The sequence below is a fragment of the Stenotrophomonas genospecies 3 genome (assembly GCF_054473855.1).
In genome coordinates, this window is record NZ_JBTMUR010000005.1 from 159,720 (window position 1) to 182,019 (window position 22,300).

Here is a 22,300-nt window from a genome sequence, read left to right on the forward strand (position 1 = left end):
GCAATCGCGCAAGGGGCATCAGGACACCATCACGTGATTCCGTCGCCTGGTCTTCTCACGTGCTTTCGTGCGGGCCTTTGTGCCGTTAGGTTTTTCAAGCTCCTGCTGGTTGGCCGCCACCGGCTGCCGCTGCTGCTCAACCTTCTGGAGCGGCTCGCGAACCAACTCGGGCACCTTCAGGAATTCCACCACCCGCTCGGCCGCCGCCGCGGCTCGGAAGAGCTCTCGGGGATCGTCCCGGAGGATTTGGATCCACGACTTCACGTAAGCCGCGTGTTGGGTGGGATCGTGGCCAATGCCTAGGCGTTCGCCCATCAGCATGCTGGAGATCTCGGCGACAAGTTCTTCCTTGGCGTAGTCGATGCTCCCAAAAGCCCCCTTCTGATCGCGGTTGAGGCGGGTGGGAAAGCCGGTCCAGTGGCCCAGTTCGTGCAACGCGGTGGCGTAGTAGCCGCTGGCCGAGTGGAAGGTGTTGCGCTGGGGCAAGTGGATGCTGTCGGTCATCGGACGGTAGAACGCTTGGCTGCCCCCGTCGTGGTGGATCTCGGCTCCGCTGTCCTTGAGCACCGCTTCGCAGGCCTGGTGGATGTCGGGCTCTGGGCGCAGGGGTGGCAGGACCAGTGCCGGCAACCCATCGATCTGCATCGCGTTGAACACCCGGGGGAAGAAGACCTTGGAGCGGGCCTTGGCGATGAGCTCGGGGTCCCCGCTCTTCTTGGCCTCTTCGACCGGCGACCAGTCCCAATACTCGATCACGCTGGCTTTCTCGCCTTTGCGAACCTGCGCGCCCACGGCCGCGGCTTGCTTGTAAGTCATCCACCGGTTGTCCTGGGTGTCCCAGGCGCTCTGTAGGGCCCACAGGTGGAGCAGGTTTCCGCCCCGGTAGCTCTTGCCCGTCGTGGGGTTCATGGGCAACCCGAGGTCCACGCGGGCGTCCCAGGGCTTGAGGAAGGGGCCGGTGCCCTCCTCCATCTGGCGGATCAAGCGCTCGACGACGTCGCGGGAGTGGCGCTGAAGGAAGCTTTCGTTAGGGGTAGCATCGGACACGGACAGGCTCTCCTGGAAGGCAAGGAAAGGCGCCTGTCGGCAACGCCAAGTGGGTTAGGCTGGAAACTTCAATCCTGAATGGTGACGGCGCGCCCCTGCTCCAGCAGGCTCTCCAGCAACGCCAAGACCCGGTCGATGGTCAAACCGGTGCCGGGGTCCCCGTCGCCCTCCTGGAGCTGCACGCGGAGGCCCTCGGGGATTCGGTGCACGGTGAAACGGGGGGAGGCCGCCAAGGCGTCTTGGCGGTCCATGCTGTCGTCTACGAAGGCATCTGAAGGAGTCATGGTTTCAGCATGCGACAGGATGGGGATTTGGCAAGCCCCCGCCCCGGCTGCACCTGCTAACAGGGGGCATCTAGGTCTGGATGAGAGATAGGGCCAACGCTTCCTCCCGCCGTTGACGGCATTCAGTCCCCGCCTCTCTGCAAGCCAGTGAGCCGCAAAACGATTGCTGTGGAACTGGCTCACACAGGCGTTTCCAAATCTGCCATGTCCCGCAGCGGCTTGATGCCAGCAATCCGAATCTCGGCCACACGTGGCTTCTTGCCCCCATGGGAGATTTGGTAGATACCGGCCTCGGGGAACTTCTCGCGAACGCGCTTCCAGAAGTCCTCCGCGTTGACCGGCTTCTTGCCCAGTTCTTCCAACACGTATTGGCGGTAGTCGGCGTAAATGGCCGTCTTGTCGGTGCAAACACCGCTGTCGTAGGAAGCGTCTCGGTCGGCCATGTAGGCCATGGTCGTGTCCGATTCCATTCGGTTCTGCTCGGCCAGCGCCAGCACGGCGTCGGGCAGCTTTTCGGAAAACCCGCCACGCTCCATGAGGCGCAGCGCTCCTTCCAGCACCCAGTCCAGCACCTGGGCCATTTCCTCCTCGCTTTCGGTGATCTGAAGGTAGAAGTCAGGCTCACGCTTCTTTCCATTTCCACCGTTCGCTCCCTCATGGGTCTTCTCACCCATCCGAACATTGAAGGGGATGGCCAGGACCTTTCGCCAGAACCCGTGCTCATGCCCGGAAACCGTGAACCAGGAGTTGACGCTGGCGAACAGGGTGCCGATTGGGAGCGTGGTGTATGCGTCCTTACGCTTGGCCTCGACTTGGATCGGGTCACGGGAAATGAGCGCTTTCAGGACTTCCTGGATGGATGCGGCAAGAACCTTTGGCGTCTCCGTGACAATGTAGGCGCTCTTGCCCACCAGTGGGGCCATGGCGAAGGTTCCGTCCAGCTTCTCCAGACGCAGCGACACGTTGCGGGGGTGAAGGGCGCGCAGGATGTGGAGGAACGTGGATTTGCCATTGCTACCCGACCCGACCAGGAAGAAGGCCTTCTCAAAGCAGATCGACATCAACGAGCTGGCCACCGCCTCCTGAAGGAGTGCACGCACCTCCAGGTCGGGCTGAAAGAGATCCAGGTATTGACCGAACTTCGAGTTGGGATCCAGCGGCTTGGGAGTGTAGTAGCCATCGCCATCAACCTGATCCATCCGCAGCGTGGCAGGGACCTGGTAAGTGATTCCATGCTCCTTGGTGGCCGCGAGGACCCGAATGCTCGTCCTAGACGGCGTCTCGTCGTTTTGAAACAGGAGTGCTTGGCGCGGGCCCAAACTCTGTCCATAGGTCGCAGAGAAAACGTCCTGATCAACGACCTGCTCTCCAACCACCGCTGCGCGAGCACAACGCGGTTCGTCAGGCTTGACGATCTCCAGGTAGCCGCCCTTGAGGGGAACGATGGCCCTGCGATCAGACTTTTTGGGCAACCAGCATTTCCGATCCCCCATCAACTCAAGCACCGCCGTGTTCATGCAACTGGTTGCATGACCTGCGTTCGCCTTGTCCTTGCGCTCCAATCGCAGCCAGGAAAGCGCCTTGGCCGCCATATCCTTCTCCGAGCAACGGTCCCAGTAGCCTTGCTCTGGAAGCCAACGGAAGAAGCTGCAGTCGTCGTCGCCATCCGGCAACTTGCCTCCGATCGCATACTCCTTCGTCGCTTTCAAGTAGTCGGCAAAGTCGGCCTCGAATGCTTGATCGCTCAAGGTTGCCTTGGGCGCTGGTGCTCCAAAAGCTGCCTTGGGGGCTGCATTCCCGCGGAAGGAAAGGACGTTGCTGGGGCGCCCGTTGACACCCGAGGGTGGTGTTGTATCGTTCATGTGTGTGTTGTCCATTTTCGAACCCCGGTTGGCGCCGGGGTTTTTTTGTTGATTACGCGGCCTGCTGGACGCGACTCATCCATTCCACCAGCGCTTGACGCATGGCTTCCGATGAAGTCTTGCCCTGGGCATCAGCCGCCGCTTGAAGCCGCCGCTTGAACGCTCGACTCACCCGCGCCTTCAGCATTTCGTCTCGCGGTTGCGTCGCCTTCTTCGATGTGGGGGAGTTCGTCATTTTTCGTTTCCTGGGTGATGTGGTCCCGTTGTGGCCACAACCCCATCCAAACAGAGCTCACGAACTTGTCCAGATCGACTTCTTGACTAAAACCAATATCTGTCGCCTCAACAGCATTTTTTGCATAAACGAGACGCAATTCACGCTTTTCAGCCAAGGTGTAACAGGTGCTTGTTACACCCCTTGTTACGGCTGAAACCCTGACCAGACAAGGGTTGTCACGGGTGTAACAGGTGTAACAAGTAGATCCATTGATTTTAAAAAAGTGATTGGCCTTGACGCCTAAATCTCTGATGCAGCTGCAAGTAATACCTACCCACCCGTTACAGCCGTTACACGCGCCTTCGCCTCTGCAAAGCCATTGAATCCATTGGACAAACTGCCGTAACAAGCACTTGTGACGGGTGTAACGGGTGCTTGTTACGTCTCCGAGAAGATCACTCTTCGCCATCGGCGTCACTCGCGGATGACAAAGAAATTGCCGCACACCCGCACGCAGCTGCCGGTCGCTTCGCGCCGGCTTCTAAAATCTAAAAGCCCGTTTGGAAGTGAATAACTCCGCCTTCGGCGCGATAGCGACAGGCCCGGGTGGGCACCACCGGCGTTAACCGTCACTGGCACCCGGCAAGGGTTGAGCCCTGGGCGAACCGCACGGCAGCTTTGACTGGGACACTGCCCCTATCCGCAACCATTTGCTTGCTACAAATCGTCCCGCACGAGTTCGAACGGGCAATCCTCGCGACACTCCGACGCAAACACCGGCACCAACAGGTGACGCTGAGCGATGATGTCTTTGCATTCCACGTGAACGGCTCCGATGGGGCGCTCCCAGACCAACTGATTGATCAACAGCTGGAGAGCGGTCATTGCAGCGCAGAGCGGATCCCTGTCGTTGGCCGACACCATCAGGTCAATCAACGCGTCCGGATCGTTGGATTGGCTCCAAAGAAGGGCGTGGACACGGGCCAGAAGCAGCGTTCCAGCACCGCAGGTGAAATCGTTGATCAGCGGTTCCTGACACGCATCGCTCAAACCCCTGGGAAGAAACCTCATCGCGCCCTGAGCAAGGGCCCACGGGGTGAAATCCTGGCAATCCCTTTTCTTCTGACCCGATCCCGCCAGCTCGTTGAACACCCACCCCAGGATGCACTCAAACGGCTCAGCGCTTTCGATGGCGGCGATGTAGGCGTCGGCCACCTCTGCCCCCCAATCCCCGTCTTCAAGATCCACGTCGCTGAGCAGGCCCACGTCCAACCAAGGCAACACCGATACCCCCACCCCGTTTTTGCGCTTTTCCAGCTGCTTGTGAACGGCCGCCCTAAGACCGTATGCCACGAATTTGGACATGCGTTCGCGAGGCGAGAGGGCAGGAATGCAGTTGACGGCCTTCACCAGCCGTTTGTAAGCCTGCGCCTTCTTTTGAAGTTCCCGTTCCTCCCATGCCTTCGCAACATTGATTGCGCCATCGCACCCCTCAACCCTGCCTTCCATATCGCTCATCCACTGAAGGATATGGAGGGCTGCTTTGGTCTGGTTACTCATCGTTCGCACTCCCCAGGTTCGCAGTGACCACCTGCGCCACCCGCTGGAGGGCAAAGAACTTCCCGCGCAGCACACCGCTTGCCTGCGCTTGCTGAAGGTGACCGGCTGCGCGCTTGCCGTAACCCACCACCAACGATCCCGACGGCGCTGCCGTGCCGATGGTTCCGTCGGGACGCACAAACTTCAGCCGCCCGCGGGTAAACAGGATCGCCGTCACGTTGGGGTGGGAAAGCACGCAGTTGTGCATCCACCCCGTTTCCATGCTGACCGGCACCAGGGCGATACCGCCGCCGGGGTGGTTGGCCAGCTTGCTCAGCCACTTCTCCATCCCCTTGCCGTAGGGCGGGTTCATCCACACGAACGCTTGCGGGGGCCACGGCGTGAGCAGGCCGTCCTGGCTCGGCGGGATCATTCGGCGGGCCGTGGGTGCCGGCAGCCGCGAAGGGTCTTCGGGCGTGCAAGGATCGAGGTCAAAGCCGCGCCTTCCTCCCAGCGCCTTGACGATGGCAGGCGGGGTATACCAATCCACGCTCGTGTGGGCCTTGTCGCTTGCTTTGTAGCAAACGGAGCTGAGCCGGGTGGGTTTAGCCGCTGCGAGGCGGTTGGCAGTCTTGAACGGCACAACATTGGTTTTGGGTTGCATGAGAGATCTCCAGGCAAAGCTCCGCCAACACGGCTGCGTTGCCGCGTTGAAGGAATGGGTTTTGGGAGTTGGGCTTGAACCAGCCCGAGAGGCGCTGCTGGCGGCGGGTTACCACCAAGAGTTGTAGAACACGTCCCAACCGTCGTTGATCAATGCGCGGGCCTGCGCAATGAAGTCCAGATCTTCTTCAGCTTGATCGGGATCCAATTCACCGAAGAAAAAGCCCACCGTGTGGGGCAGCCGCTCATCGAGGACAGCCTGCTCCAATGCGTCGAGGTCTGCCGCTCCGAGAAACACGCGAACCATGTTGAACTCAAACGGGTCAGAGCACCCCGTCCGTGCACTGTGCAGCCCGAACATCCAGCCGTGGAGGTTGGGATGGCATCGCCACTGAAAGAACACCTGTCCCTCGCACGACGTCTCCTCCTTGCGGATCTTCCCCCCATACATATCAAGGCCCATCTTTTTGCTCCATCGCTCCGACCACCGGGACGTTGGAGTAATCATCCAAATTCAGCGCCACCCAAAATACGGACATTGGAGGCTTCCAATCCGATTCAGGCACTGCTTAGACGCGCTTTCTCTTGAGTGCTAGCGTGTGTTGGGCGGTTTGGTTCAAACGCTCGTCGAGCGCTTGTTCGATCACCCTAGCTCGCGAGGCGTCGAGCTGCTGAGCAAGGTCCCGCAGGCGGCTGGCCTGGGCTTGGGCTGCGTTGTTGAATGCGTCCACCCACTGGCGCTTGACGTCAGGGTTCTGCCATGGCTGGGCGAATGCCTCGGTCAGTGTGCAGACCCGAATCCCAAGCCCGATCTGCGCGCCGAATGCTTGGAGCTGGCGAATTACCGCATCGGTGATCGGTTGGTCAGTCAGTGGCTCCAGGAAGAACTGCTTAGCCTTGGGCCCTTTGGCCACCAGAAACGGCAGTTCGGCAGTAAGGAGTGTATTGATCGTCACACCCCGTTCGCTCAACGGTTTCCAGAGGCCCTTCGCATTGAGTTCGGCAGCCCAGGCCATCAACAGGGTGAGGGTGGTCGAGCGCTTGCGCGCCCCCTTCACCATGAACAACGTCCCCGACGGGGCGTGCTCCTTCAAGAGGTGGTGCAGTTGAGCCGTGCTGATTGCCAACACCCCAGCGGCCTCATTGAAGCTCAGCTCCACGTCCACCGTGGGGCGCAACTTCGCTAGGCGCAGATGGTCTGCAACCTTCTTCTCCATCTGGCCCACGGTTTCGGAGCCAGAGAGTTTGCCGAGAAAGCGGTCGATGGCTCGTCGGTAGGCATCGGCGGCAGTGAGGGCCATTAGTTCGGCTCGCTCCCCTTACGGCCGACCTTTGAAGAGCGCGCGGCAGCATTGCTGCTGCGCCGCCCGACCTTGCGCGCCGGCAGGGTGCGCAGCGCCTCCAGGTCGATTCCGTAATCTAGGACACCCAAAGCTGGCGTTCCTCCGGCACCGTTGAGCTTCTCACTCACCGTAAAGGGCCTGCTGTAAGTCGCGTGGTGTTCGTCGTCCAATTCGTGGCCGACGATTTGGGCTCGCATCTCAGAGGCCACACCGCTGCCCTGCATCTCCTGAATCACGGTCTTTCGGAGACTATGGAAACCACGCTTCGCTTTCGGCCACCCACCACTGTGCTTTTGGAGGTAGTAGCTGAACGCCTTCGATATCCAGTTCCCCGCACCATTCTTCGCCTTACTGTCAGCCTGCGGAAACAATCGCCAGTCCCCGCTCTCCCTTCGTTCGGCGACGTAGTCCAAGAAACCGAGCTTGATCAGGTCGGGATGCAACGGGACGACCCGATTGGAAACATCGGTCTTCAACCGCTGATCCTCCCCCTCATCGGTAAACCGTATGCACGGGATCCCCTCCTCCTCCTTGACGTCGAGGGTGAACAGCTGCCCCACCTCACCCGCCCGGGCTCCCGTATACAGGCCCAACAAAGCCGCCCAGCGCGCTCCCGTTGAAAGCTGCTTGAAGCTATCGGGCGCGAAGAGTTGATGAACCTGATCCAAGGTAAAGGCCTGGAAGCCAAACTTCCTGCGCTTGCGCTTCTCCGCCATCGAAACGCTGACGTGACCTGCGGCGACATTGTCTCCCTTGAGCACATAGCCTGAAGCCATTGCCCAAGTGAAGAATCCTCTCTTTCCTGCGAGGTAGCTCTGGCGATTGTTGAGTGTAGAACGCGTTAACCCGCGCTTGGCCAAATGGTCGTAGAAGCGGGCCATCTCAGGCCGCGTGATGGTATGCAGCTCGCGCTCGGCGCCCAAGAACTCGATCAGCTCTGTCACGGGAAGCAGTTTGATGCCGACCGTTTTGACCTCGATGTCCTCGGCGGCGACTTTGTCCTGCCAGATTCGCTTCGCATCGATGAGGCTGATCGTCTCAGCTGGCAGGGGCTGCGCCGCCGCTGATTCCAACGGGTTTGGCCCAGCCGCCGCCGGAACTGCACCCGCATCACGGAAGTGGAACTTGCCGATTTCTTCCAACGCCTCCATTGCTCGAGCATGGTCGGCCGCATCCGTGGTCCGAAGACGGAAGCCCGGCAAGTCAATTTCATAACGCCTGGAGCCGTTCTCCGCGACGCTGCGGAGAACATCCTCAACCGTGAGTCCCTTCTTGGTCATGCACCCATCCCTGATGGCATCGAATGCTTGAGCATAACGCTGCGCGATGGCCAAGGCAGCCACTCTTGCGCTATACAGGTGGATGCCCAAGGGATGCTTGACGAAAGGTTTGCCGACGATGCCGCGCATGTCCGTCGGAACGCGCATGCGAAACTGGTAACGACCAGTGGAAGAGCGAGTGAGATAGCTTGGTAACCGCATCGGAGTTGTGCCCCGATTTGTGCCCCAAGCCGCCCTTCAAGTCCCTAAAAAATGTCGTTTACAAACAAACACTTACTAAGGATTGGCGGAGAGAGTGGGATTCGAACCCACGGAAGGTTTAACCCTTCGCCGGTTTTCAAGACCGGTGCCTTAAACCGCTCGGCCATCTCTCCAATCGGGTCCCGGTCGCCCGGGCAGCGGCGTATTCTCGCACGTGAAGAGCATTTGCCCAAGACCACCCTTGCCCCCGCCCTTCGCATCCGGCACGGTGGGGCCTTCACTGCAATCGGAGCCCCATGGCCCACCTCGATCTGGCCAACCTGCGCACCACCCTGCTGGACGACACCCAGCTGGCCGCAGTGGCCCTGCACCGCACGTTCGCCGGGCACCTGCCGGTCAGCAGTGGGCATCTGGTGGTCTGCGATCCGCTGGTGCAGGCCGAGGCGCCCGCGCTGGCCGACTACACCGCCCCGCTGGGCCGGCATCCGGTCGAAATCATCGTGCACAGCGGCCGCCCGGCGCTGGCCGTGGTCTGGTTCAAGCCCCGCGAAGCCCTCACTGCGTCTGCCCTCCACTGGCAGATGGCGCGCTGGACCACGCAGGACCTGACCGGACTGGATGAGGACAGCTTCATCGGCTACCCGGTCGACGCCGGCATCGGCTGCTTCATGGATACCGACACCCAGCAGGCACTGCTGGCCCTGATCGAACAGGCCGATGGCGACGAGGGCAGCGCGTGGTCGGATGCGCTGATCGACCATGACGGCCTGGATGAAGGCGCCGAGTACCGCCCCTGGGGCGAGGACTCTCCACACGGCCTGGTCGTATTCACCAGCGGCTGGGGCGACGGCGTCTATCCCAGCTACTGGGCGCTGGATACCTCCGGCATTCCGGTCGCCCTGGTCACCGACTTCCTGTGCATCCAAGGCGGTGACGGGCGCGACGAGCGCGAGATCGCCGACCAGGCCTATCGCGACAGTCTTCCACCCGAAGAAGCTGAAGCGCTGGCACGGCTGGTTGCCGCCGTGGACCGCGACGACCCGGATGCGCTGCGAGAGCTGTTGAAGGATGCGCCACAGCGCGCCAACCAGATCGAGCCCGGTTGCGGCGGCACCGCCCTGTTCGAGGCGATCCGCCTGGACCGTCCACAGGCACTGCGGGTGCTACTGCAGGGCGGCGCGTTGCCGGCAATGCCGGAGCGCCTGCACATGAGCAAGGTGACCAGCTACATGGACTACGCCCGCTTCCTGAAGAAGCCACGCAGCGCGGAACTGATGGCGGTGCTGGAAGCGCCGGTCGTTGCCGAGCCCATACCGACCGCACCGCCGCGGCGCAGCTTCTGGGATCGGCTGTTCGGCCGGAAGTGACCGGGGCCGGAAAGCAGCAACGCCGGGCATGGCCCGGCGCTACCGTTTCACAGATCGGCGGTGCGGTTGCGGCCAGGTGCCTCAGCCCGCATCCACCGCCAACGCGCCCAGCGCACTGGCCTTGATCCGCTCCTTGGCCTTTTCACAGGCGCCACCGCAATCCAGGCGCGAGGCCTCCAGCTGCGGCGGCAGGTGCTCGGCCAGGAAGTCGATGAACACGCGCACCGCCGGCAGCAAGCCGCGGCGCGAGGCGAACACGGCATGGCACACGCCCTGCGGCAGCGACCAGTCCGGCAGCACCACTTCCAGTTCGCCGTTGCGCACCGCATCGGCGCACACGGTTTCCGGCAGCATGGTGATGCCGAAGCCGTCCTTCACCATGCTCTGCAGCAGCGGGAAGTCGAAGCCGGCCACGCGCGGCTGCAGGTCGACCCGGCGCACTTCGCCTTCCGGGCCGTGCAGCTCCCAGCGCTGGCGTGCTTCGTCTTCGCTGATGCTGAGGGTGACGTGCTGGGTCAGCTCTTCAGGATCCTTCGGCCGGCCGGCGCGATCCAGGTACTTCGGGCTGGCCACCAGCAGTTCCTGCACCTGTCCGAAGCTGCGCATCACCAGGCTGCCATCGTCGTCCAGGCGCGAGCGCACGCGCAGGGCCACGTCGTAGCCTTCGTTGATGATGTCCACGCGGCGGTTGCTGATGTTCAACTGCAGGCGCACCTTCGGGTACTGCTCAAGGAACTTGGGCAGCAGCTTGGGCAGCTGCATCTGCGCCAGCGATACCGGCACGCTGGCGCGCACCACGCCGCGCGGTTCCGCGCTGAGGCGGTCCACCACTTCGCGTGCGGCCTGTGCCTCGGCCAGCATCGTCTGCGCGTGGCGGTGCACGCTGGTGCCGACGTCGGTGACGGCGAAACGACGCGTGGAGCGCTGCAGCAGGCGAACGCCCAGGTCGGTTTCCAGCTGGCTGATGCGGCGGCTCAGGCGCGACTTGGGGATACCCAGTGCGCGCTCGGCGGCAGCGAATCCGCCATGGTCGACCACCATCGCGAAGTAGTACAGATCATTCAGGTCATGCATGCCCGAGTTCCATATCTAGAACAATACGTGGCATTCAACCACCTTTATTCCGCCTTTGCAACAACCTATCGTTCTCTCCGTCGGCGGGGCACCCCGCCCCTTCCTCCCAGAACATAGGTGACTGCCATGAAGCTTCTGCATCTCGACGCCAGCGTGCTTGGCGACAACTCCGTGTCCCGCCAGCTGTCGGCCGCCGTGGTCGCCCGCTTCACCGGCCAGATCGACGGCCTGCAGGTCGATTATCGCGATCTTGACGCCAATCCGGTACCGCATCTGCGCAGCAGCTCGCTGGCCAAGACCGATGCCGCCGAGGCGACCGACGCTGAACAGGTGATGCAGCAGTTCCTGGACGCCGACATCGTGGTGATCGGCGCACCGATGTACAACTTCAGCATCCCGTCCACGCTGAAGGCCTGGATCGACCGCGTGGCCGTGGCCGGCCGCACCTTCAAGTACACCGAGAACGGCCCGGTGGGCCTGGCCGGTGGCAAGCGGGTGATCATCGCCAGCAGCCGCGGCGGCATCTACACCGACTCGCCGGCCGACTTCCAGGAGCCGTTCCTGCGCCAGGTGTTCGCCTTCATGGGCATCAACGAAGTCGAGTTCGTGCGCGCCGAAGGCATCGCCTACTCGCCGCAGCACCGTGAAGACGCCATTGCCGGCGCGCTGGCAGCACTGCCGTCGCACGCAGCGGATGAAGCCGTCGCGGCGTGACGCGCTCCAACGTTCGGCGCCGCTCTCTCCTCGTCTGGGCGCTGAACGCGGGCCGGGATCCCCTCCCCCATCCCGGCCCACCCTGGCGGCCCCGCTTTGCGGGGCCGTTTTTTTGTGTCGTATGGACTGAGCGCTACGTCATCCACGCATGGCGTGGCTCTACCGCACGTGCGCGTGGATACGCTGCCATGCGCGACGCTCACCAGAACGTTAGGCTGGGGCCATGAATTACATCGTGACCACTGCACACCGTAGCGAATTTCCGCACCCAATCACCCTGCGCCGTGGCCAGGCGCTGGTGGTGGGCGAACGTTATGAAGGGCCCGAAGGCTGGGAAGACTGGTTCCTGTGCGAGGCAGAGGGCCAGCAGCCCGGTTTCGTGCCGGGGCCGGTGATCGGCCGCGATGCGCAGGGTGGCGTGTTTGCCACGGAGGATTACTGCGCGCGGGAGCTGGATGTGGATCCCGGGCAGCTGCTGCGCGGGGTGCGCACGCTCAATGGCTGGGCATGGTGCGTGCCGGAGAACGGCGAACCGGGATGGGTGCCGTTGGAGAAGTTGCGGGTTGTGGAGTGATCACGGTGGCTCATCCACGCATGGCGTGGATGTAGCCCGCATTGTAGATCCACGCCATGCGTGGATACGGTGCCATGCAAGCATGGCACCCACCAGAGCCGCAGCAGTGCCATGCAAGCATGGCACCCACCAGAGCCAGAGCAGTGCCATGCAAGCATGGCACCCACCCCATCAGGCTATCAGCCGATGGTTTCCAGGCCGCCCATGTACGGACGCAGGGCCTCCGGCACGGTGATGCTGCCGTCGGCGTTCTGGTAGTTCTCCATCACTGCGATCATCGCGCGGCCAACGGCCACGCCCGAGCCGTTCAGCGTGTGCGCCAGTTCCGGCTTGCCGGTGGCCGGGTTGCGCCAGCGGGCCTGCATGCGGCGGGCCTGGAAATCACCACAGTTCGAGCACGAGGAGATCTCGCGGTAGGTCTCCTGCGACGGCAGCCAGACTTCCAGGTCGTAGGTCTTCACCGCCGAGAAGCCCATGTCGCCGGTGCACAGCAGCACCTTGCGGTACGGCAGGCCCAGCTTTTCCAGCACCACTTCGGCGCAGCGGGTCATGCGCTGGTGTTCGGCATCGCTGTCTTCCGGGCGGCTGATCGAAACCAGCTCGACCTTCTCGAACTGGTGCTGGCGGATCATGCCGCGCACGTCGCGACCACCGCTGCCGGCCTCGGCACGGAAGCACATCGAGTGGGCGGTCATGCGCAACGGCAGGCGTTCGGCATCGACGATCTCGTCGCGCACGATGTTCGTCAGCGGTACTTCCGAGGTCGGGATCAGGTAGCGGGTGGAATCGCCCACGGCCGTCTTGAACAGGTCGTCCTCGAACTTCGGCAGCTGGCTGGTGCCGCGCAGCGAATCGGCGTTGACCAGCAGCGGCACGTTGGTTTCCTCATAGCCGTGCTCGCCGGTGTGCAGGTCGACCATGAACTGGGCCAGCGCACGGTGCAGGCGCGCGATCGGGCCGCGCAGCACGGTAAAGCGCGAGCCGGACAGCTTGGCGGCGGTCTCGCCGTCCAGCCAGCCGTTGCGGGCGCCCAGTTCGACGTGGTCGAGCACCTTGAAATCGAACTGGCGAGGGGTTCCCCAGCGCGACTGCTCGACGTTGTCGTTCTCGTCGGCACCGGCCGGCACGTCATCGGCCGGCAGGTTCGGGATGCCCATCGAGATCGCTTCGATCTTCTCGCGCAGCTCGTCCAGCGCCACTTCCGAGGCCTTCAGCTCGTCGGCGAAGGCAGCGACCTCGGCCATGATGGCCGAGACGTCCTCGCCCTTCGCCTTGGCCTGGCCGATGGCCTTGGAACGGCTGTTACGCAGGCTCTGCAGCTCCTGGGTCCGCACCTGGATGCGCTTGCGATCGGCCTCCAGGGACTCCAGGGCAGACACGTCGAGCTCGAAGCCGCGGCTGGTGCGCAGGCGTTCGGCGAGGTCGGCGGGCTGGTGGCGGAGCAGGGCTGGATCAAGCATGGCAGGTGTCGTGGTGGGTATCAGGAACGGGATTATCGCTTGTTATACGGATTTCTGCCGCCCGGTTCATTCCCGGCGTGGCAGAATCGGGCTATTCCGTACTGGTCCGGTCCATGTCTGCACCCCGCTCGTCGTCCGCCAAGTCGTTCACTGTGCATATCCCGCGCAACGCCCTGAAGATCGCCGGCATCGCCTTCGGCGTGGGCGTGCTGCTGTTCGTGCTGGTCTGGCTGACCGGCCGTGACAAGGAGTTCTTCCGCGCCGACCCGGCCGCACAGACCCCGCAGGAAACCGCCCAGGTCGAGCCCCTGCCGGAACCCTTGGCCGCTGCAGCCGGTTCCAGCGACATGCCTGACGCCAAGCCGGCACCGGTGGAGGAAGAAGCGCCGAAGCTGGTCGAAACCGCTCCGCCGCCACCCGCCCCGATCGCCGAGCCGGCCCCGGCCGCCCCGGGCGCTGCGCCGGCTGCGACCGGCAACAGCCAGCCGATGCCGATTGCCGGCCAGTCGCCGCCGCCGTCGTACCCCGCCGCCGCCCTGCGCGCCGGCGAAACCGGCACCGTGGTGGTACGCGTAGACGTGGACGCCACCGGCTATCCCAACAACGCCACAGTGATCCAGCGCAGTGGTTCACGCGACCTCGACCGTGCCGCCACCGACGCGGTGCGCCGCTGGCGTTTCACCCCGGCGCAGAGCAATGGCCAGGCCGTGCCCGGCAGCATTGAAGTGCCGTTCGACTTCAAGACGCAGTAACTGAACGCTTCCCGGCAGGCAAACTGAACCCTGCCGGTGGCGTTGACGCAGCGCTGACACTTCCCGTCCATGGCTCGGGCAACACTTCCCACGTCGTCAGTTGACGGAAGGAGTTTGCGATGACTGCCACCACCCACGAAGACCTTCATTCGCCGCAGCTGCAGCAGGATTCGAGCGTGCAGCACAAGCCCACGTCGCCCTGGATGTGGATCGCGCTGATCGTGGCGATGTTTGCCGGCGCCCTGCTCTGGCTGCGTCATTCGAACCAGGAAGACGTGGCACCGGCGCCGGTCGGTGAGCGCATGCTGCCGGCCCCTGAGCAGCCCGCGGTGACGGATGCAGCGGCCCCTGCCGCGCGCCAGGTAACCCCGGCTACTGCTTCGCGGAAGGCCGCGCCGGCAGTGCGCAATCGTGAAGCGCGCCCACTGGCCAGCAACCGCATGCCCACCTACCCCGCTGCAGCACTGCGCAGTGGCGTGCAGGGCAGCGTGATCGCCAGCCTGAATGTTGATACCCGTGGCAATGTCGCCAACGCTGCGATCGTTTCGCGCAGCGGCGAGCGCAGCCGCGACCTGGATCGTGCGGTGCTCAGCACCGTGCAGAACTGGAAGTTCCAGCCGGCGATGCAGGAAGGCCGTGCAGTAGCAAGCGTGGTGCGGGTCCCGGTGGATTTCCGCACCGAGCAGCGTTGATCGCGGACGAGGGGTTCGTGATGTTTCGACGGAGGCTTCGGCCTCCGTCTTTTTATGCGGAAAGGCGTGCCAACCAAGGTTGGCACCTACCGGGCGATATGAGCGTGCCGACCAAGGTCGGCACCTACCGGGCGATGTGAGCGTGCCAACCAAGGTTGGCACCCACCGGGTTACGTCATCTGCCGGGCGTGGCCGCTCAGGCCAGGTTGAACCCGGCGCTGCGCGCCAGGCCATCGAAGTCCGGGAAGGAGGTGGCGACGTTGGCGATATCGTTGATGCGCACTTCGCCGTCACTGATCTGGCCGGCGATGGCGAAGGCCATGGCGATGCGATGGTCACCGTGGCTTTCGATGGTGCCGCTGCCCAGGCGCACACCGCCGTGCAGGGTGGCGCCGTCTTCGGTTTCGTCCACCTGCATGCCCAGCGCGCGCAGGCCGGTCGCCATCGCGGCGAGACGATCGGATTCCTTTACCCGCAGTTCGGCGGCCCCGCTGACCACGGTCTGGCCTTCGGCGGCCGCAGCGGCCACGAACAGCGCCGGGAACTCGTCGATCATGTCCGGCACCAGTGCTTCCGGAATGCGTGCGCCCTTCAACCGAGCGTAGCGCACCACCAGATCCGCCACCGGCTCACCGCCCTGCTCGGCCGGGTTCTCTTCGGTGATGTCCGCTCCCATCAGGCGCAGCGCGTGCAGCAGGCCGGTGCGGCGCGGGTTCAGGCCGACCTGCTTCAGGCGCAGCTCGGAGCCCGGAATGATGCTGGCAGCCACCAGATAGAACGCAGCCGAAGAGAAGTCCGCCGGCACCACGATGTCAGTAGCGCGCAGGCGCTGGCCACCACGCAGGCGTGCCTTGCCGGGCGAGAATTCGATGTCCACGCCGAACGCGGACAGCATGCGCTCGGTGTAGTCACGGGTCGGGTGCGGTTCGGTCACCTGGGTTTCGCCCTGCGCGTACAGGCCGGCCAACAGCACCGCCGACTTGATCTGCGCGCTGGCCACCGGCGAGGCGAAGTCGATGCCGTGCAGCGATTGCCCGCCATGCACGTGCAGCGGCGGCGTCCCGTCTTCCTGGGTGTCGATCTTCGCGCCCATCTGCGACAGCGGGCCGGTCACGCGGCGCATCGGGCGGCCGGACAGCGACTCATCGCCGATCAGCGTGCAATCGAATGCCTGGCCCGCCAGCAGGCCGGCCAACAGGCGCATGCCGGTACCGGCGTTGCCGCAGTCCAGCGGCGCAACCGGCGCTTTCAGGCCATCGATGCCGACGCCGTGCACGATGCGCTGCGACGCACTGGGGGTCTCGATGCGCACGCCGAGCTGGCTGAAGATGCGCGCAGTGGCGCGGGTGTCCTCGCCTTCCAGGAAACCTTCGATATGCGAGGTGCCATCGGCCAGCGCGGCGAACATCACCGAGCGGTGCGAGACCGACTTGTCGCCGGGAATGGTCAGGCTGCCCTGCAGCGGCTGGCCCTTGCGGGCGATCCAGTGTTGCGCGTTGCTCATCGTTCGATCATTCCGTAAACGCCGGCAGCGCCGGCGATGCATCAGGGAGCGGCGGCCGTGGCCGCCGCGGCAGCACTCAGGGCACGGCCACCGGATAGGAACCCAGCACCTTGATCTGTGCCGAGTGCGCTTCCAGTTCGGCCAGCGCGGCCTGCATCGGCGCGTCGTCGATATGGCCGGCCAGGTCGATGAAGAAGCCGTATTCCCACTTGCCGTGGTGCGACGGGCGCGACTCGATGCGGTTCATGCTGATGCCGTGGCGGGCGAACGGGCTGAGCACGTCGAACAGCGCACCGGGCTTGTCATGGATGAACACCAGCACCGAGGTGCGGTCGTGGCCGGAGGTCGGGAAGATATTCCGGCCCACCACCAGGAAGCGGGTGGTGTTGTCGGCGTCGTTCTGGATCGGCTTGGTGACCACCTTCTTCAGGCCGTAAACATGGCCGGCACTCTCGCCACCGATGGCCGCTGCGTCGTCGGCGTTGCGCGCACGGCGCGCGCCTTCGGCGTTGCTCGACACCGGAATCTTCTCGGCCTTCGGCAGGTTGGCGCGCAGCCACGCCGAGGTCTGCATGAACGACTGCGGATGCGCGTAGATGCGCTCGATGTCCTCGATGCGGCCGCTGCGCGACATCAGGTACTGCTGCACGCGCAGTTCCACTTCGCCACAGATCTTCAGGTTGGAGGTCAGGAACATGTCCAGGGTGATCTGGATGGTGCCCTGCCCGGAATTCTCCACTGGCACCACGCCGAAATCGGCGTTGCCCGCTTCCACTTCCTGGAACACTTCTTCGATGCTGGCCATCGGCAGGCCCAGCGCCGAGCGGCCGAAGTGCTTGAGCACGGCCTGCTGGCTGAAGGTGCCTTCCGGGCCGAGGTAGCCGATCTTCAGCGGCTCCTGCTGGGCCAGGCAGGCCGACATGATCTCGCGGTAGACGTGCACCAGCAGCTCGTCGCTGAGCGGGCCTTCGTTGCGGTCCACCACCATGCGCAGCACCTGCGCTTCGCGCTCGGGACGGTAGTAGTCGACGGCGGCGGCGAGCTTGCCCTTGGCCTTGCCGACCTGGTGGGCGAAGCGGGCGCGCTCGGCGATCAGGCTCTGGATGTCGCGGTCGATCTGGTCGATCTTCGAGCGCACATCGGCCAGCGCCAGCGGCGCCAGGGTGGGTGCCGGGTTCGACGCGGCCTTGGCCTTGCCCTTCGCCTTGGTGGGCGCGCTGTCCTTGGCCGGTTCGGCCTTCTTTGGCGCCTTCTTGCTGGATTTGCTGCTTGCCATCGGAGTTCCTTGTTACGGGGCCCGCACCCGACGGTGCGCGCCGTTCATTGCTCAGCCGTGACGCTGCTGGAAATCGGCCATGAAGGCGACCAGCGCCTCGGCCCCGGCCAGCGGCATGGCGTTGTACAGCGAGGCGCGGATGCCACCCACCACCTTGTGGCCCTTCAGCGCCAGCAGGCCGGCGGCCTTGGCTTCGGCGACGAAACGGGCATCAAGCTCGGCATTGGGCAGGAAGAACGGGATGTTCATCCGCGAGCGTGCCGGGTGTGCGACCTCGTTGCGGTAGAAGCCACCGGAACCGTCGATGGCGCCGTACACCAGCGCAGCCTTGGCGGCATTGCGCTTTGCGAACTCGGCCACGCCGCCTTCGGCCAGCATCCACTTGAACACCAGGCCGGCCAGATACCAGTTCCAGGTCGGCGGGGTGTTGAGCATCGAATCGCGGGCGACGTGCGAGCGGTAATCGAAAATGTCCGCACGCGGCTGGCCGCTGCGTTCAAGCAGGTCGCGGCGGATGATCATCACCGCAATGCCGACCGGGCCGAGGTTCTTCTGCGCGCCGGCGTAGATCACGCCATAGCGGCTCACATCCAGCGGTTCACTGGCGATGGACGAGCTGAAGTCGGCGATCAGCGGGACGCTGCCGGTGTCGGGCACATCACGGAACTCGACGCCGTGGATGGTTTCGTTGGCGGTGATGTGCACGTAGGCGGCATCGGGCGACAGCTGCCAGTCGGCGCGCGGCGGCAGCGTGCGGTAACCATCGGCCTCGCTGCTGGCGGCGATGTTGACATCGACGTAGACACCGGCCTGCTTGACCGCCGTCTTGCCCCAGTGACCACTGACCACGTAATCGGCACGCTGGCCGGGGGTGGCGAAGTTGAGCGGGATCAGCGCCTGCTGGGTGGTGGCACCACCGGACAGGAACAGCACCGCATAGTCTTCGGGGATATCGAGCAGGCGACGCAGGTCGGCCTCGGCCTCGGCGGCCACGGACATGAACTCCGCACCGCGATGGCTCATTTCCACGATCGAGGCACCGGTACCGTGCCAGTCCAGCATTTCCGCCTGCGCCTGGCGCAGGACCGATTCCGGCAAGGTTGCAGGGCCGGCACTGAAGTTGAACGCGCGCGTCATGTCACACCTGTGGGGCAAGACCCCTAGTATGCCGCAGTGCACCAGCCTTGCGGCCTTGTGCGGCAAGGGAAATTTGGTTTCATTGGAATCCATTGGCCAGCAGCATTGCCCCGGTAGTCGCCGACCTTGGTCGGCGTACGCCGTCAGGCGTCATCCCCGCCGAAGGAGCGTGCCGACCAAGGTCGGCACCTACCAGAGCGGATACGGCCGGTTCAGATCAGCGCGCGCCGAACCAGAGCAGCAGGCTGAGCAGTGCAGCCAGCAGCAGCGCACTCACCAGCAGCCACGGCCAGCGCCGGACCTTGCGCGGCGCGGCCGGCAGCACCGGCGCCTGCTCGGCGTCCTGGCTGGACTCGTCTTCATCCGGCAGCGGGCGCCGGCGCGGGTCATGCGGCACTTCCAGCACGAACCGGTGCTGGCCATCGAACACCACCTGGTCGCCGGCCTGCAGCCAGCAGTGGCGCACGGCCACGCCATTGACCCGTGTGCCATCGGCACTGCCCAGGTCACGCAACAGCACGCGCTCGCCATGCACTTCCACGCGGGCGTGCTGTTCGGCGAAGGCCGGCTCATTGATCTCGATGTCAGCGTCGCCACCGCGGCCGATCAGGCGGGACCGCGACAGCGTGAAGCTGCGGCCATGGTGCAGGCCACCGACACCGCGCAGCAGGCGCTGCTGCTCATTGGTGCCGTCACCGCTGTTCGGTGCGGGGGCCTGCAGCAGGCTCTCCACCTCGCCCTGCAGGACCATTTCCACGCCGTCCACATACACCGCATCGCCCGCACGCAGCAGCGCCATGCGCCGCACCGGGCGACCGTTCACATGAATGCCGCGGATACCGTTGCCGACCTGCAGCCAGAGGCCGCGATCATCCACGCAGAACTGCGCCAGCAGCAGGGCACCATGGCCGGCGTCGCCGAGCCTCACACTGCCATTGGCCTGGCGCACGATGCGTTGCACCCCGGGCCGCAGCGGCTGGTCGGGCTGTTGTTGTTGGCTGAAGTGAACAAGCAGGTTCTGCACGCGGCGCAGCCTAGCAGGTTGGCCGCCAACGAAGAAGAACCTGCGATGAGTGCTTGGCGCGACGGCCCTCGATGCGCACAATGCTCGCCCTCATTGATCATCCCCGCCCTGCGCCAGGAGCCTGCATGTCCACCATCGATGTCCGCCACGCCCACGCCCTGCCCGACGCACAGGCACGCGCCGCGATCGAACAGGTCGCCGCCAAGCTGTCCGAGCGCTTCGGCCTGAAGTCGTCCTGGACCGCCGACGTGCTGAACTTCTCTGGCAGCGGCGTGGACGGTGCGATCGAGCTGCAGCCGGGCGCCGTGCGCGTGACCGCCAAGCTGGGCTTCCTGCTGTCGGCGATGAAGGGCATGGTCGAGGGCGAGATCCAGCGCATGCTGAAGGAAAAGCTGGGCTGAACCCCGGCGGCGGCCGTCACGGCCGTGCAACGCCAGCGCGCGCTACTCTCGGGGCAGGCCCAACTCCCACGGGAAGTGCGATGAACCACTACGAGAACGACGACCGCCGCAACGACGACGCCTCTTTCGGTGACCAGGCCGAGCGCTTCTCGCGCAAGCTGAGTGACTCGGCGCAGCAGGTCTGGCTGGCCGGCCTGGGCGCCCTGGGCCGTGCACAGGCCGAAGGCAGCCGCTTCTTCGACGGCCTGGTGAAGGAAGGCGAAGCCTGGGAGGCCCGCCGCCGTGAACGCCACGGCGAACAGGGCCCGGGCTGGCGCGACAACGTGGAATCCTCGCTGGATGAGGCCCGCGAGAAGGCCTCTGGCACCTGGAACAAGGTCGAAAAGGCCTTCGATGACCAGGTGCAGGGCGTGCTCAAGCGCCTGCATGTCCCCACTGCGGACGAGGTGACCGCGCTGGAAGCCCGTATCGACGCCCTGCACGCGCGGCTGGCCAAGCTGGAAAACCGTGCGGCCTCGGGCACCGATGCTCCCGCCCCGGGCAGCCATCAATCGCCAGGCAGCGTGCCCTGACCGACCATTGTTGCAATGCAATAAATTTTGATTGACAATCGCGAGCAACCCGCCAATCGCTTCGGCTGCCGTTTGTTCCCTCCCCTCACGGCTTCAGGATTGGCGGGTTTTTCGTGCCCGCCGTATACCGATCTGCGCGCGCCATCACGTTTCCTGTCAGGAACCTCCTGACCCAGCGATGCGGCACGACCTTTACACTGTCGTCCTCCGCATTCGCCCCTTCCGCGCACCTCCTGCATGCTCCCTTGGATCCTGGCCCTGCTGTCGGCCCTGCTTACCTGTTCCCTGGCCGTTGTCTATCTGTGGTGGATCAAGCGGCGGCAGAAGGAGATGCAACTCGGCCTGCAGGCCTTGGCTGGCATGCACTGGCGCGAATTCTCAGTGCTGGTCAAACGCATGCTGCGCGAACAGCGCGGCCTGCGTGAACTGAACGACCCGGCCGAGGAGTCCCGCGAGCCGAGCAGCGACTTCCTGCTCAGCGATGGTCCCAACCAGTGGCTGGTGTCCTGCAAGCACGGCCTGGCCTACCGCATCGGTACCGCCGCAGTGAACGAACTGGGGGCGGCCGCGCGCCTGGCCGGCGCCAAGGGCGGCGTGCTGCTGACCGAGGGCCGGATCGAACGCGACGGCCGCAGCGCCGCCGAAAAGCAGGCGGTCGAGGTGCTGGACGGCCCGCGCCTGTGGCCGTTGCTGCAGCCCTATCTACCGGCGGAAATCGAAACCCGTGTGCGCGCCAGCGCCCGCCATGAAGCCCTGCGCCGCATTGCTATAGCCGCGCTCGCCGCGGTGACGCTGGGCCTGCTGGTGGGATTGAGCCTGCAAGGGCTGCATGTGCAGGACGCTCCGTCCGTTGCCGAGGAGACGGGCGCCCCCGCGCCGGTTGCGCCTGCGGTTGAAGCGGCGCCCGAACCGGCGCCGGCCCCCGCCACCACGCCGCCGACCACGCTGCCTGCGCCGGCCACGCCCTCAACCGATGCGCGCAGCAATCCCAACCCGGATGCCGCCACGCTGGAGCGCTTCCAGGCCGATCTGTCCCGTGCCTTGGCCGGCAAGCCCGGCATCGCCAGCGGTGTCTGGCTGACCCGGCAGACGCTGGCGATCAACCGCACCGGCGAGCTGGACGCGGTGTGGCCGCGGGTCTGCGAGGAAGTGCTTCACTATCCTGCCCTGCGCAACGTGCGCATCCAGCTCAACGCCCGCCCCGGCGTGGATGAGCCGGTGCGCTGGCGGCAATGCGCCACGTATTGATTGGGACCAACATCCACGCATGGCGTGGATCTACTGAATCCCGGTTGCGATCATGCGATGCGCGCGAAC

The 22,300-nt window shown here is 64.6% G+C and carries 24 protein-coding genes and 1 tRNA gene; 8 read left to right on the forward strand and 17 right to left on the reverse strand.

Annotation, left to right across the window (positions count from 1 at the left end):
* Window positions 1-18: 18 nt before the first annotated feature.
* From ACX9OT_RS08875 to ACX9OT_RS08925, 11 genes are all read right to left on the reverse strand, one after another.
* Complete coding sequence (locus tag ACX9OT_RS08875; protein ID WP_459001735.1) at window positions 19-1,047, reverse strand: ArdC family protein; 1,029 nt, start codon at window positions 1,045-1,047, stop codon at window positions 19-21.
* A gap of 68 nt (window positions 1,048-1,115) precedes the next feature.
* The gene (locus ACX9OT_RS08880) at window positions 1,116-1,298 is read right to left on the reverse strand and encodes a hypothetical protein (protein ID WP_149908589.1); all 183 of its coding nucleotides are present in this window, start codon (window positions 1,296-1,298) and stop codon (window positions 1,116-1,118) included.
* A 212-nt stretch (window positions 1,299-1,510) separates the two neighbouring features.
* Window positions 1,511-3,193 (reverse strand): DNA primase family protein, encoded by a 1,683-nt coding sequence (locus tag ACX9OT_RS08885; protein ID WP_459001737.1) that lies wholly within the window; start codon window positions 3,191-3,193, stop codon window positions 1,511-1,513.
* A gap of 52 nt (window positions 3,194-3,245) precedes the next feature.
* Window positions 3,246-3,380, reverse strand: a complete 135-nt coding sequence (locus tag ACX9OT_RS08890) for a ribbon-helix-helix protein, CopG family (RefSeq protein ID WP_223224649.1) — start codon at window positions 3,378-3,380, stop codon at window positions 3,246-3,248.
* Window positions 3,325-3,585, reverse strand: coding sequence for a hypothetical protein (locus tag ACX9OT_RS08895; RefSeq protein ID WP_149908591.1), 261 nt, complete (start codon window positions 3,583-3,585; stop codon window positions 3,325-3,327). Before ACX9OT_RS08895 ends, ACX9OT_RS08890 begins: the two co-directional genes overlap by 56 nt.
* 542 nt (window positions 3,586-4,127) lie before the next feature.
* Window positions 4,128-4,970 (reverse strand): hypothetical protein, encoded by an 843-nt coding sequence (locus tag ACX9OT_RS08900; protein ID WP_110712761.1) that lies wholly within the window; start codon window positions 4,968-4,970, stop codon window positions 4,128-4,130.
* A complete protein-coding gene (locus ACX9OT_RS08905; protein WP_110712762.1) occupies window positions 4,963-5,613 on the reverse strand; it encodes a DNA N-6-adenine-methyltransferase in 651 nt (216 codons plus the stop codon). Before ACX9OT_RS08905 ends, ACX9OT_RS08900 begins: the two co-directional genes overlap by 8 nt.
* 108 nt (window positions 5,614-5,721) lie before the next feature.
* Entirely contained in the window at window positions 5,722-6,075 is a 354-nt protein-coding gene (locus tag ACX9OT_RS08910) for a hypothetical protein (RefSeq protein ID WP_049460805.1), read from the reverse strand.
* Window positions 6,076-6,181: 106 nt separating this feature from the next.
* Window positions 6,182-6,913, reverse strand: a complete 732-nt coding sequence (locus tag ACX9OT_RS08915; RefSeq protein WP_049460804.1) for a hypothetical protein — start codon at window positions 6,911-6,913, stop codon at window positions 6,182-6,184.
* Window positions 6,913-8,436 (reverse strand): site-specific integrase, encoded by a 1,524-nt coding sequence (locus tag ACX9OT_RS08920; RefSeq protein WP_049460802.1) that lies wholly within the window; start codon window positions 8,434-8,436, stop codon window positions 6,913-6,915. Before ACX9OT_RS08920 ends, ACX9OT_RS08915 begins: the two co-directional genes overlap by 1 nt.
* An 83-nt stretch (window positions 8,437-8,519) precedes the next feature.
* Window positions 8,520-8,609 (reverse strand) — tRNA-Ser (locus tag ACX9OT_RS08925).
* A 123-nt stretch (window positions 8,610-8,732) separates the two neighbouring features.
* Here ACX9OT_RS08925 and ACX9OT_RS08930 point away from each other — a divergent pair.
* Window positions 8,733-9,803: a DUF4241 domain-containing protein gene (locus ACX9OT_RS08930; protein ID WP_458074078.1), complete on the forward strand. Its 1,071-nt coding sequence runs from the start codon at window positions 8,733-8,735 to the stop codon at window positions 9,801-9,803.
* A gap of 81 nt (window positions 9,804-9,884) precedes the next feature.
* Here the strand turns inward: ACX9OT_RS08930 and ACX9OT_RS08935 are convergent, their stop codons facing one another.
* Window positions 9,885-10,877: a LysR family transcriptional regulator gene (locus ACX9OT_RS08935; RefSeq protein WP_005410175.1), complete on the reverse strand. Its 993-nt coding sequence runs from the start codon at window positions 10,875-10,877 to the stop codon at window positions 9,885-9,887.
* 126 nt (window positions 10,878-11,003) lie between these two features.
* On the opposite strand from ACX9OT_RS08935, the gene ACX9OT_RS08940 reads away from it, so the two are divergent.
* Together ACX9OT_RS08940 and ACX9OT_RS08945 are read left to right on the forward strand one after the other, a co-directional pair.
* Window positions 11,004-11,591, forward strand: coding sequence for an FMN-dependent NADH-azoreductase (locus ACX9OT_RS08940; protein ID WP_459001743.1), 588 nt, complete (start codon window positions 11,004-11,006; stop codon window positions 11,589-11,591).
* A gap of 223 nt (window positions 11,592-11,814) precedes the next feature.
* Complete coding sequence (locus ACX9OT_RS08945) at window positions 11,815-12,165, forward strand: SH3 domain-containing protein (protein ID WP_459001745.1); 351 nt, start codon at window positions 11,815-11,817, stop codon at window positions 12,163-12,165.
* 179 nt (window positions 12,166-12,344) lie between these two features.
* On the opposite strand, the gene serS is transcribed toward ACX9OT_RS08945, so the two are convergent.
* Window positions 12,345-13,625 carry a serine--tRNA ligase gene (gene serS, locus ACX9OT_RS08950; RefSeq protein WP_132810421.1) on the reverse strand — a complete coding sequence of 427 codons (1,281 nt, stop codon included), beginning with the start codon at window positions 13,623-13,625 and terminating at the stop codon, window positions 12,345-12,347.
* 113 nt (window positions 13,626-13,738) lie between these two features.
* Here serS and ACX9OT_RS08955 point away from each other — a divergent pair, with 113 nt between their 5' ends.
* Both ACX9OT_RS08955 and ACX9OT_RS08960 read left to right on the forward strand, forming a co-directional pair.
* Window positions 13,739-14,377 carry an energy transducer TonB gene (locus ACX9OT_RS08955; protein WP_121503608.1) on the forward strand — a complete coding sequence of 213 codons (639 nt, stop codon included), beginning with the start codon at window positions 13,739-13,741 and terminating at the stop codon, window positions 14,375-14,377.
* A gap of 119 nt (window positions 14,378-14,496) precedes the next feature.
* Window positions 14,497-15,069 carry an energy transducer TonB gene (locus ACX9OT_RS08960; RefSeq protein WP_459001747.1) on the forward strand — a complete coding sequence of 191 codons (573 nt, stop codon included), beginning with the start codon at window positions 14,497-14,499 and terminating at the stop codon, window positions 15,067-15,069.
* Window positions 15,070-15,265: 196 nt separating this feature from the next.
* Here the strand turns inward: ACX9OT_RS08960 and aroA are convergent, their stop codons facing one another.
* The 4 genes from aroA to ACX9OT_RS08980 form a co-directional block, all read right to left on the reverse strand.
* Window positions 15,266-16,573, reverse strand: a complete 1,308-nt coding sequence (gene aroA, locus ACX9OT_RS08965) for a 3-phosphoshikimate 1-carboxyvinyltransferase (RefSeq protein WP_459001749.1) — start codon at window positions 16,571-16,573, stop codon at window positions 15,266-15,268.
* A 76-nt stretch (window positions 16,574-16,649) separates the two neighbouring features.
* Entirely contained in the window at window positions 16,650-17,849 is a 1,200-nt protein-coding gene (pheA, locus tag ACX9OT_RS08970; RefSeq protein ID WP_014037689.1) for a prephenate dehydratase, read from the reverse strand.
* A 51-nt stretch (window positions 17,850-17,900) separates the two neighbouring features.
* Window positions 17,901-18,986 carry a 3-phosphoserine/phosphohydroxythreonine transaminase gene (gene serC, locus ACX9OT_RS08975; RefSeq protein WP_459001751.1) on the reverse strand — a complete coding sequence of 362 codons (1,086 nt, stop codon included), beginning with the start codon at window positions 18,984-18,986 and terminating at the stop codon, window positions 17,901-17,903.
* Window positions 18,987-19,203: 217 nt separating this feature from the next.
* On the reverse strand, window positions 19,204-20,010 hold the full coding sequence (locus ACX9OT_RS08980; RefSeq protein ID WP_032127717.1) for an FHA domain-containing protein: 807 nt from the start codon (window positions 20,008-20,010) through the stop codon (window positions 19,204-19,206).
* A gap of 125 nt (window positions 20,011-20,135) precedes the next feature.
* Between ACX9OT_RS08980 and ACX9OT_RS08985 the strand changes: the two genes are divergently transcribed.
* From ACX9OT_RS08985 to ACX9OT_RS08995, 3 genes are all read left to right on the forward strand, one after another.
* Window positions 20,136-20,411 (forward strand): polyhydroxyalkanoic acid system family protein, encoded by a 276-nt coding sequence (locus ACX9OT_RS08985; RefSeq protein ID WP_459001753.1) that lies wholly within the window; start codon window positions 20,136-20,138, stop codon window positions 20,409-20,411.
* 80 nt (window positions 20,412-20,491) lie between these two features.
* Window positions 20,492-20,983, forward strand: coding sequence for a phasin family protein (locus ACX9OT_RS08990; protein ID WP_459001755.1), 492 nt, complete (start codon window positions 20,492-20,494; stop codon window positions 20,981-20,983).
* A 237-nt stretch (window positions 20,984-21,220) separates the two neighbouring features.
* Window positions 21,221-22,231: a restriction endonuclease gene (locus ACX9OT_RS08995; protein WP_180845350.1), complete on the forward strand. Its 1,011-nt coding sequence runs from the start codon at window positions 21,221-21,223 to the stop codon at window positions 22,229-22,231.
* The last annotated feature ends 69 nt before the right edge of the window (window positions 22,232-22,300 follow it).

Coding starts and splice junctions, on each gene's coding strand:
- ACX9OT_RS08880 (WP_149908589.1), bottom strand. CDS start 1,298: ATGGACCGCCAAGACGCCTTGGCGGCCTCCCCCCGTTTCACCGTGCAC.
- ACX9OT_RS08885 (WP_459001737.1), bottom strand. CDS start 3,193: ATGAACGATACAACACCACCCTCGGGTGTCAACGGGCGCCCCAGCAAC.
- ACX9OT_RS08890 (WP_223224649.1), bottom strand. CDS start 3,380: ATGCTGAAGGCGCGGGTGAGTCGAGCGTTCAAGCGGCGGCTTCAAGCG.
- ACX9OT_RS08900 (WP_110712761.1), bottom strand. CDS start 4,970: ATGAGTAACCAGACCAAAGCAGCCCTCCATATCCTTCAGTGGATGAGC.
- ACX9OT_RS08905 (WP_110712762.1), bottom strand. CDS start 5,613: ATGCAACCCAAAACCAATGTTGTGCCGTTCAAGACTGCCAACCGCCTC.
- ACX9OT_RS08910 (WP_049460805.1), bottom strand. CDS start 6,075: ATGGGCCTTGATATGTATGGGGGGAAGATCCGCAAGGAGGAGACGTCG.
- ACX9OT_RS08915 (WP_049460804.1), bottom strand. CDS start 6,913: ATGGCCCTCACTGCCGCCGATGCCTACCGACGAGCCATCGACCGCTTT.
- ACX9OT_RS08920 (WP_049460802.1), bottom strand. CDS start 8,436: ATGCGGTTACCAAGCTATCTCACTCGCTCTTCCACTGGTCGTTACCAG.
- ACX9OT_RS08930 (WP_458074078.1), top strand. CDS start 8,733: ATGGCCCACCTCGATCTGGCCAACCTGCGCACCACCCTGCTGGACGAC.
- ACX9OT_RS08935 (WP_005410175.1), bottom strand. CDS start 10,877: ATGCATGACCTGAATGATCTGTACTACTTCGCGATGGTGGTCGACCAT.
- ACX9OT_RS08940 (WP_459001743.1), top strand. CDS start 11,004: ATGAAGCTTCTGCATCTCGACGCCAGCGTGCTTGGCGACAACTCCGTG.
- ACX9OT_RS08945 (WP_459001745.1), top strand. CDS start 11,815: ATGAATTACATCGTGACCACTGCACACCGTAGCGAATTTCCGCACCCA.
- serS (WP_132810421.1), bottom strand. CDS start 13,625: ATGCTTGATCCAGCCCTGCTCCGCCACCAGCCCGCCGACCTCGCCGAA.
- ACX9OT_RS08955 (WP_121503608.1), top strand. CDS start 13,739: ATGTCTGCACCCCGCTCGTCGTCCGCCAAGTCGTTCACTGTGCATATC.
- ACX9OT_RS08960 (WP_459001747.1), top strand. CDS start 14,497: ATGACTGCCACCACCCACGAAGACCTTCATTCGCCGCAGCTGCAGCAG.
- aroA (WP_459001749.1), bottom strand. CDS start 16,573: ATGAGCAACGCGCAACACTGGATCGCCCGCAAGGGCCAGCCGCTGCAG.
- pheA (WP_014037689.1), bottom strand. CDS start 17,849: ATGGCAAGCAGCAAATCCAGCAAGAAGGCGCCAAAGAAGGCCGAACCG.
- serC (WP_459001751.1), bottom strand. CDS start 18,986: ATGACGCGCGCGTTCAACTTCAGTGCCGGCCCTGCAACCTTGCCGGAA.
- ACX9OT_RS08985 (WP_459001753.1), top strand. CDS start 20,136: ATGTCCACCATCGATGTCCGCCACGCCCACGCCCTGCCCGACGCACAG.
- ACX9OT_RS08990 (WP_459001755.1), top strand. CDS start 20,492: ATGAACCACTACGAGAACGACGACCGCCGCAACGACGACGCCTCTTTC.
- ACX9OT_RS08995 (WP_180845350.1), top strand. CDS start 21,221: ATGCTCCCTTGGATCCTGGCCCTGCTGTCGGCCCTGCTTACCTGTTCC.